This is a genomic window from Streptomyces boluensis (assembly GCF_009908195.1).
Lineage (GTDB): Bacteria > Actinomycetota > Actinomycetes > Streptomycetales > Streptomycetaceae > Streptomyces > Streptomyces boluensis.
In genome coordinates, this window is sequence record NZ_JAAAHS010000396.1 from 1 (window position 1) to 6,849 (window position 6,849).

Sequence of the window (6,849 nt, forward strand, 5' to 3'; positions counted from 1 at the left end):
GCAGACCATGCCCAAGCGTCCCTCCCGAGGCCGCACGCGATACGTCTTCTCCTACGAGCCTCTCGACGGCACCACCGAGCCCGACACCAGCGAGCAGGACGCCCGCGACCTCGCCGTCTCCGAATTCCTCGACAGGACCTCGGACTTGATCTTCCACGGCGGCCCTCGCGGCATGGAGCTGGCCCGCCTCGACATCGCCACCCGCGAAGCCGTCTTCCGTGAAGCGTCCTGCCCCGACCCCGTCAAGCCCCACTGGCTGACCCCTGCCGCACCCGACGACGACGAACGCCGCGAGCAGCACTGGGCGCCCCAGCCGCCTTCCCCGGCCTGGGCCCACCTGGCCTGGCTCGTCCACGACCTCCCCCTCCTCTTCGCCTTCCGCGACTACGGCGAGGGCGGCCCCGAACTGGACGGCATCGACGTCCCCGGGCGGGCCTACGCAGACGTCCTGGTCCGGCACAGAGGCGTCCAGTGGCGCGTGCGGGTACAGCTCGAAGGCCGTACCGACGAACTCGACCACGCCGGGATGCACATCGCCGAGACCTTCGGCGACGGCGACTACCACCGCCTCGCCGACGAGCACGACCCCCACCTCATCGACATGCTCTGACGTCCCGGCGCACCCGCCCACCGCCTCCGCGGGCAGGTCCCCCGAATGGCCCGTCAAGGCGACACGCCGTGTGGGCGGGACTTCACTGGGAGCATGTCTCGCGTTGACCAAGCACCCGCCCGGCGTCTTCGATCCGCTGCGGCACTGGGCCTGGTCGCGGCCCTCGCCGGCAGCGGCTGCTCCGGTACCGCCACCTCCACCGTCGCCCACCCGGCGGCCGTCGAGTCGTCGGCGCTGCCCACCGTCCCGCCGGCCCAGCCGCCGCCGAAACTCACGCGCGCCAAGATCGACGAAGCGGTGGACAAACTCGACGGAGTCGTACGGGACGCCATGAGCAGAACCGGTGTGCCCGGGGTCGCCGTCGGCGTGGTCCACGACGACGAGGTGCTGTACCTGAAGGGCTTCGGCGAACGGAAGGTGGGCGCGAAGGGCGCGGTCGACGCCGACACCGTCTTCCAACTCGCCTCGGTCTCCAAGCCGGTGTCCTCGACCGTGGTCGCCGCCGCCGTGGGTGACAAGACCGTCGCCTGGGACGACCCGGTCGTCAAGCACAGCCCCGGCTTCGCCCTCAAGGACCGCTGGGTCACCGAACACGTCACGCTCGCCGACCTGTTCTCGCACCGCAGCGGGCTGCCCGACCATGCCGGGGACCTGCTCGAGGACCTCGGCTACGACCGCTCGTACATCCTGGAACGGCTGCGGTACGAACCGCTGGCGCCGTTCCGCGCCAGCTACGCGTACACCAACTTCGGGCTCACCGAAGCCGCGGTCGCGGTGGCGCGGGCGGCGGGCACCAGCTGGGAGAGCCTGTCCTCCGACAAGCTGTACGGACCGCTCGGCATGGACTCCACCAGCTCCTCCTTCACCGACTACGAGAAGGCCGAGAACAAGGCCGTCACCCATGTGAAGGAGGGCGACACCTGGAAGGCCGAGTTCGTCCGGAACGCGGACGCCCAGACTCCGGCGGGCGGTGCCAGCTCCACCGTCCGGGACATGGCGAAGTGGATGCGACTGCAGCTCGGCAACGGCAAGTTCGAGGGGAAGCAGGTCGTCGACGGCGCCGCCCTCGACGAGACCCATCTGCCGCACATCGTCTCCGAGCCGCCGCACGCCCCGGCGGGCAGGACCGGGTTCTACGGGCTCGGCTGGAACGTCAGTTACGACGACCAGGGCAGGCTGAAGCTCGGCCACTCCGGCGCCTTCGCCCTGGGCGCCGCCACCAACGTCACGATGCTGCCCTCGGAGAAACTCGGCATCGTCGTCCTCACCAACGGCGCGCCCGTAGGCGTACCCGAGGCGATCTCCACCACCTTCCTCGACACCGCGCAGACCGGAGGGCCCACGGTCGACTGGCTGACGTTCATCGGCCCGCTCCTCCAGCAGGCCGCGGCGGGCGACCGCTCCGAGACCGACTACACGAAGCCCCCGGCGAAAGCCGCACCCGCCAGGGCGGACAGCGCCTACACCGGCACGTACGCCAACGACTTCTACGGCCCGATGACCGTGAGCGCCCGAGGCGACGAGCTGGTCATGCAACTGGGGCCGAAGAAGCAGCGGTTCACCCTGCGGCACTACGACGGCGACACGTTCAGCTACCGCACCATGGGCGAGAACGAGGTCGGGCTGTCCGGCGTGACCTTCAGCGTCGGCTCCGACGGTCGCGCCGAGAAGGTCCGCGTCGAGAACCTGGACGCGAACGGACTCGGCACCTTCGCCAGGGAGTGAACCGGCCGGTACGGTGACGCGTCCAGCACGCCCCGCCGTACCGCTCCCCGAGCCGGTCGCGGCCGCCCGCCGTAGGAGAACCATGAGCAGCGCCGCCCGCCACCGGGTCCTGTACGTCACCGACCTGGCATACGAGGCGCGCGGGCGGCGGTACTGCGACGAGGACATCTTTCTGAGCAACCGGCTGCGTACCGAATTCGACATCGCGCTCTGCCACCCCCTGGACGCCATCTCACTCCTCGATTCCTTCGACCTGGTCGTCATACGCAACAGCGGCCCGGTCATCAACTACCTCGCAGCGTACGAGGAGTTCAGAAACCGTGCCGAAGCCTGTGGACAACTTGTCCACAACCCTCTGACCGGCCGCGGAGACATGGCGGGCAAGCAGTACCTCCTCGATCTGACGGCCGCCGGGCTGCCGGTGATCCCGACCGTCGACCGCCCGGCCGACCTCGACGCGCTGCCCGAAGTGTCCGAGTACGCGGTGAAGCCGAAGCTCGGCGCGGACTCCATCGGCCTGCGCTTCGTCCCGCGCTCCGCACTGCGCGAGCCCGGCCTGCTCGCCGAGCTCGCCGAGGGCGGCATCCTCGTCCAGCCGCGCATCCCCTTCACGTACGAGGTGTCGTTCTACTTCGTCGACCACGACTTCCAGTACGCGCTGCGCACCGCCACCGATGGCGCCCGCTGGGACCTGGAGACGTACGAACCGACCGACCAGGACCTGGAGTTCGCCCGCCGCTTCGTCGACTGGAACGACATCGAGCACGGCATCCAGCGCGTCGACGCCTGCCGTACCCCCGGCGGCGAACTGCTCCTCGTCGAGCTGGAGGACCTCAACCCGTACCTCTCCCTCGACCTGCTCACCCCCGAGGTGCGCGACGCCTTCGTGGACCGGATGGCCCGGTCCCTGCGGGACTGCCTGCGGGCGCTACCCGGCCCGGTCAGGGCTCGAGTCGGGCCGCACGCGCGCGTAGGTACCGGTTTTCGGGGGCGCTGAGCGTGCCCCGCGCGGCCTTCTCGAACTCCTCGCGTGCGCCCCGCGTGTCCCCGGCCTTCTCCAGCAGGTGGGCGCGGACCGCGTGCAGCCGGTGGTGATCGCCCAACACACCGTCCAGAGCGGTGAGTTCACGCAGCCCGGCATCGGGACCGTGCACCATGGCGACGGCCACGACCCGGCCCAGTTGCGCCATGGGCTCCGGGGCGCGCCGCACCAGCAGTTCGTACAGGCCGAGGATCTGCGGCCAGTCGGTGTCCTCGGCGCACTCCGCCTCGTCGTGCAACGCGGCGATGGCTGCCTGTAGTTGGTACGCGCCGACCGGGCGCCGACCGAGGGCCTCCTCGACCAGCTTCAGGCCCTCGGCGATCGCGCCCCGGTCCCAGCGCTCCCGGTCCTGCTCGTCCAGCGGGACCAGCTCGCCGTCGGGTCCGGTACGTGCCGGGGTGCGGGCCTCGGTGAGCAGCATCAGGGCGAGCAGACCGGTGACCGCACCGTCGTACGGCAGCAGCTTGCGCACCGCGCGGGTGAGCCGGATCGCCTCCCGGGCGAGCTCCGCGCGGTGCAGCGCCGCCCCGGACGTGGCCGTATAGCCCTCGTTGAAGATCAGGTACAGCACCTGCAGCACCGCAGCGAGCCGCTCGTCCCGGTCGGCGCCGCTCGGCTGACGGAAGCGCACGCCCCTGACCTTCTGTTTCGCCCTGCTGATGCGTTGCGCCATGGTCGCCTCGGGCACCAGGTGGGCGCGGGCGATCTCGGCCGTGGTCAACCCGCCCACCGCGCGCAGGGTGAGCGCCACCTGTGCGGCCGGGGTGAGTTCGGGGTGGCAGCAGAGAAAGAGCAGCGTCAGGGTGTCGTCCTCGGAGGGCGCGCGGCTCTCGCCGGGCGCGGGCGCGACGAAGGCGTCGCGGGGCGTGAGCGCGGCGGCGGCCTCCTCCCGGCGGCGGCGCGCCTCCTCGCTGCGCAGCAGGTCTGTCAGGCGCCGCGACGCCACCTTGATGAGCCAGCCGCGGGGGTTGCCGGGTGTCCCCTGCTCGGGCCACTGCTCGGCTGCGGCCAGGAGCGCTTCCTGTACGGCCTCCTCGGCGAGGTCGAAGTGCCCGTACCGGCGCAACAGCGCGCCGAGGACCTGCGGCGCGTTACCGCGCAGCAGGTCCTCAAGGCCTCGGGGCGTACTCATCGCATGCGCGCCCCCGCGCACCGCCGCCGCGAAGCGCCTCTGGCACCGGACACCGGCTCAGGCATCGGACACCGGCTCACGTCCCGCCGTGCTTCACGCGGGGCCCACGTTGTCGATCTGCCGGATGACGACGGGGTGGTCGGGGGCGCCCTCCGGTTGCGGGCATTCCGTGATCCGCTTGGCGATCTCGGTGACCCGCTCGAGGCTGTCGCATTCCAGCACCCAGTAGCCCGCGAGCACTTCCTTGGTCTCTCCGTACGGGCCGTCGGTGACGACCGGGCGACCGTCCTTGCCGCGGGTGACATGCCGTGCCTGTCCGGGGTCCGTGAGCCCCTGGCCGTCGACCATCTCGCCGCTCTCGGCCAGGTCGTTGTTCAGGGATTCCATGAAGGAGAACATCGCCTTGACGTCCTGCTCGCTCCAGGCCGGACTCTCCGGGCTCGCCTTGCCGCCCATCGCCTCGTAGTCGGCGTGTGAACCCTGCACCATCACCAAGTACTTCATCGGTCCCACTCCTTGTTCCGGGCCCCCTCGGGGGCGTTGTCACAGGGGACGTCGGAGCGGTTCCGGCGTTCTCTACAACACCTGGGGGAAATGTCGTCAGGCCGTTCCTGGAGGGGTTCCGGTCGGCCGGGAGCGGCTTTCGAAGGAGTGCCGGGAGAGGTCGGCTCACGAGTGGCTCGGCCGCCTGTCGACGCGCCCGCTCCGGCTCGGCTGCCTGCGGCCCTGCGTGCCGGTGTCCTGTTCATCGACCCGCGCGGCGCACCCTCGGCGGTGGCACGGGCCAGGACCCCAGCTCGGGACATACGCTCCGAGTACCTTGCGGCGCTTGACGACCGTCTCGACCGGCCGCTTGCACGCCGGGCAGAGCTGCTCGGCGCGGCGGCGCGGTTCGGCCCGGTCTTCCTTCGTGGCCATACGTCCAGGTTATTCCCGTTCGCCACACCCGACCAGCCGCCCGCCGCGCCCACCGGTTCCGGGCGCCTGCCGTGGCCACCGCTACCGGCGCTTGCCGCGGCTACCGCTTCCGGGTGTACGTGGTGACCACGATGCCGCTCTTGAACGAGGTGACCGAGTCCAGCGCGAACTCCCTGATCTCGAACCCCGCGGCGGCGAGCGGCATGCCCGAGCCGAGGAAGCACGGGTACGTCTTGATCACCAACTCGTCGATCTCGTCGACGAGTTGTGCCGCGACATCCGCGCCCCCGCACAGCCAGATGTCGAGGCCGTCCTGCCGCTTGAGCTCCCGCACCTCGGCGACGAGGTCACCGGCGACCAACTCCACCTCCGGCGGCACCTCCTGGAGGCTGCGCGAGACCACGTACTGCTTGAGATGCCCGTACGGACTGGTGACGCCCTGCGGCAGCCCCACCGCGTACGTGCCACGGCCCATGATCGTGGCGTCGTAGCGCCGGTTGGGCCGGTCGTCGATGCCGAAGTGCCGGCGCACGTGCGTCGGCAGGGTCTCCGGGAACTCCGCGAACATCCACTCCAGGTACGCGTCGTCGACGTACTTGGTGAAGAACTCACCGTCCCCGTCGGCCGAACCGATGAATCCGTCGATCGACGTGGCGATCAAATACGAAAGCTTGCGCAAAACGGCCCCCTGGTTGCCTCGATGGCTCGCCCATCGATCCACGTGCACAGCCGTCACCCGCCCAGCCATGCCTACTGCATGCGCAGCACTCCACCCATGGTGCTGCAACTGCAGTGGTTTGGCAACCTGTTATCGCCTCCCGTTGCGCGCCTCCTCCCTTCCGTCCCTCCGCTCAGTGCGCCGCCGGGCCCGGTTCCCGCCACATCGGGAACATCCGTGGCCCGTCCGGCAGTTGGACCGCCTCTCCCATGAACTCGAAGCCCAGCCGCTCGTACAGTCCCCTGCTGCGCTCGCTGCTCGCCTCCAGATACGCCGGCACGCGCGCGTGGTCGCAGCGTTCGAGCACCGAGTTGATCAGTGCCGTACCGAGGCCCTCCCCCTGCCGCCCCGGCCGCGCGGCGATCAGCAGCAGATACGCGTGCTCCCTGTCGTGCGGATGCACGGCTCCGGTCAACCGGCCCACCAGCTCGGCCCGTTCGTTCTCCGGATCGGCGATCTCGCGCATACGGGCCGGAGTGTCGTCCTCCCCTTCGGGCTCCCCGGCGGGCACATGGAGCCAGAGCGCGGCCGCCGCCCCGTCCTCCGTGATGTCCACCCAGCCCTCGCTCAGGGCGACATCGAGGAAGACCCCCATGAAGACACCGTGCACCTGACGGCGGTGCTCCGCATCGGGGAAGACCCAGCTGCTGACCGGGTCCTGCTGGAACGCCTCGTCGAGCAGCCGGGCCACCCGCTCCCGGTCC

The 6,849-nt window shown here is 70.5% G+C and carries 8 protein-coding genes; 3 read left to right on the top strand and 5 right to left on the bottom strand.

The annotated features are described in order from the left end of the window. The 3 genes from GUY60_RS31865 to GUY60_RS31875 form a co-directional block, all read left to right on the top strand. Positions 1 to 610: hypothetical protein (locus tag GUY60_RS31865; RefSeq protein ID WP_161704176.1), on the top strand; the 610-nt coding region annotated here is incomplete at its 5' end. A gap of 93 nt (positions 611 to 703) precedes the next feature. Beyond that, on the top strand, positions 704 to 2,335 hold the full coding sequence (locus GUY60_RS31870) for a serine hydrolase (protein WP_161704178.1): 1,632 nt from the start codon (positions 704 to 706) through the stop codon (positions 2,333 to 2,335). Between the two features lie 82 nt (positions 2,336 to 2,417). Further along, positions 2,418 to 3,332 carry an ATP-grasp domain-containing protein gene (locus GUY60_RS31875; RefSeq protein ID WP_161704180.1) on the top strand — a complete coding sequence of 305 codons (915 nt, stop codon included), beginning with the start codon at positions 2,418 to 2,420 and terminating at the stop codon, positions 3,330 to 3,332. On the opposite strand, the gene GUY60_RS31880 is transcribed toward GUY60_RS31875, so the two are convergent. The 5 genes from GUY60_RS31880 to GUY60_RS31900 all read right to left on the bottom strand — a co-directional run. After that, positions 3,277 to 4,509 carry an RNA polymerase sigma factor gene (locus GUY60_RS31880; RefSeq protein ID WP_161704182.1) on the bottom strand — a complete coding sequence of 411 codons (1,233 nt, stop codon included), beginning with the start codon at positions 4,507 to 4,509 and terminating at the stop codon, positions 3,277 to 3,279. The two genes, GUY60_RS31875 and GUY60_RS31880, sit on opposite strands and share 56 nt — an antisense overlap. 93 nt (positions 4,510 to 4,602) lie before the next feature. Continuing rightward, positions 4,603 to 5,013 (bottom strand): YciI family protein, encoded by a 411-nt coding sequence (locus GUY60_RS31885; protein ID WP_161704184.1) that lies wholly within the window; start codon positions 5,011 to 5,013, stop codon positions 4,603 to 4,605. Between the two features lie 165 nt (positions 5,014 to 5,178). After that, a complete protein-coding gene (locus tag GUY60_RS31890) occupies positions 5,179 to 5,427 on the bottom strand; it encodes a hypothetical protein (RefSeq protein WP_161704186.1) in 249 nt (82 codons plus the stop codon). A 100-nt stretch (positions 5,428 to 5,527) separates the two neighbouring features. Continuing rightward, on the bottom strand, positions 5,528 to 6,106 hold the full coding sequence (locus GUY60_RS31895) for a dihydrofolate reductase family protein (RefSeq protein ID WP_161704188.1): 579 nt from the start codon (positions 6,104 to 6,106) through the stop codon (positions 5,528 to 5,530). 172 nt (positions 6,107 to 6,278) lie between these two features. Continuing rightward, a partial coding sequence (locus tag GUY60_RS31900) for a GNAT family N-acetyltransferase (RefSeq protein ID WP_161704190.1) occupies positions 6,279 to 6,849 on the bottom strand: 571 nt, incomplete at its 5' end.

Coding starts and splice junctions, on each gene's coding strand:
- GUY60_RS31880 (WP_161704182.1), bottom strand. CDS start 4,509: ATGAGTACGCCCCGAGGCCTTGAGGACCTGCTGCGCGGTAACGCGCCG.
- GUY60_RS31870 (WP_161704178.1), top strand. CDS start 704: ATGTCTCGCGTTGACCAAGCACCCGCCCGGCGTCTTCGATCCGCTGCG.
- GUY60_RS31885 (WP_161704184.1), bottom strand. CDS start 5,013: ATGAAGTACTTGGTGATGGTGCAGGGTTCACACGCCGACTACGAGGCG.
- GUY60_RS31875 (WP_161704180.1), top strand. CDS start 2,418: ATGAGCAGCGCCGCCCGCCACCGGGTCCTGTACGTCACCGACCTGGCA.
- GUY60_RS31890 (WP_161704186.1), bottom strand. CDS start 5,427: ATGGCCACGAAGGAAGACCGGGCCGAACCGCGCCGCCGCGCCGAGCAG.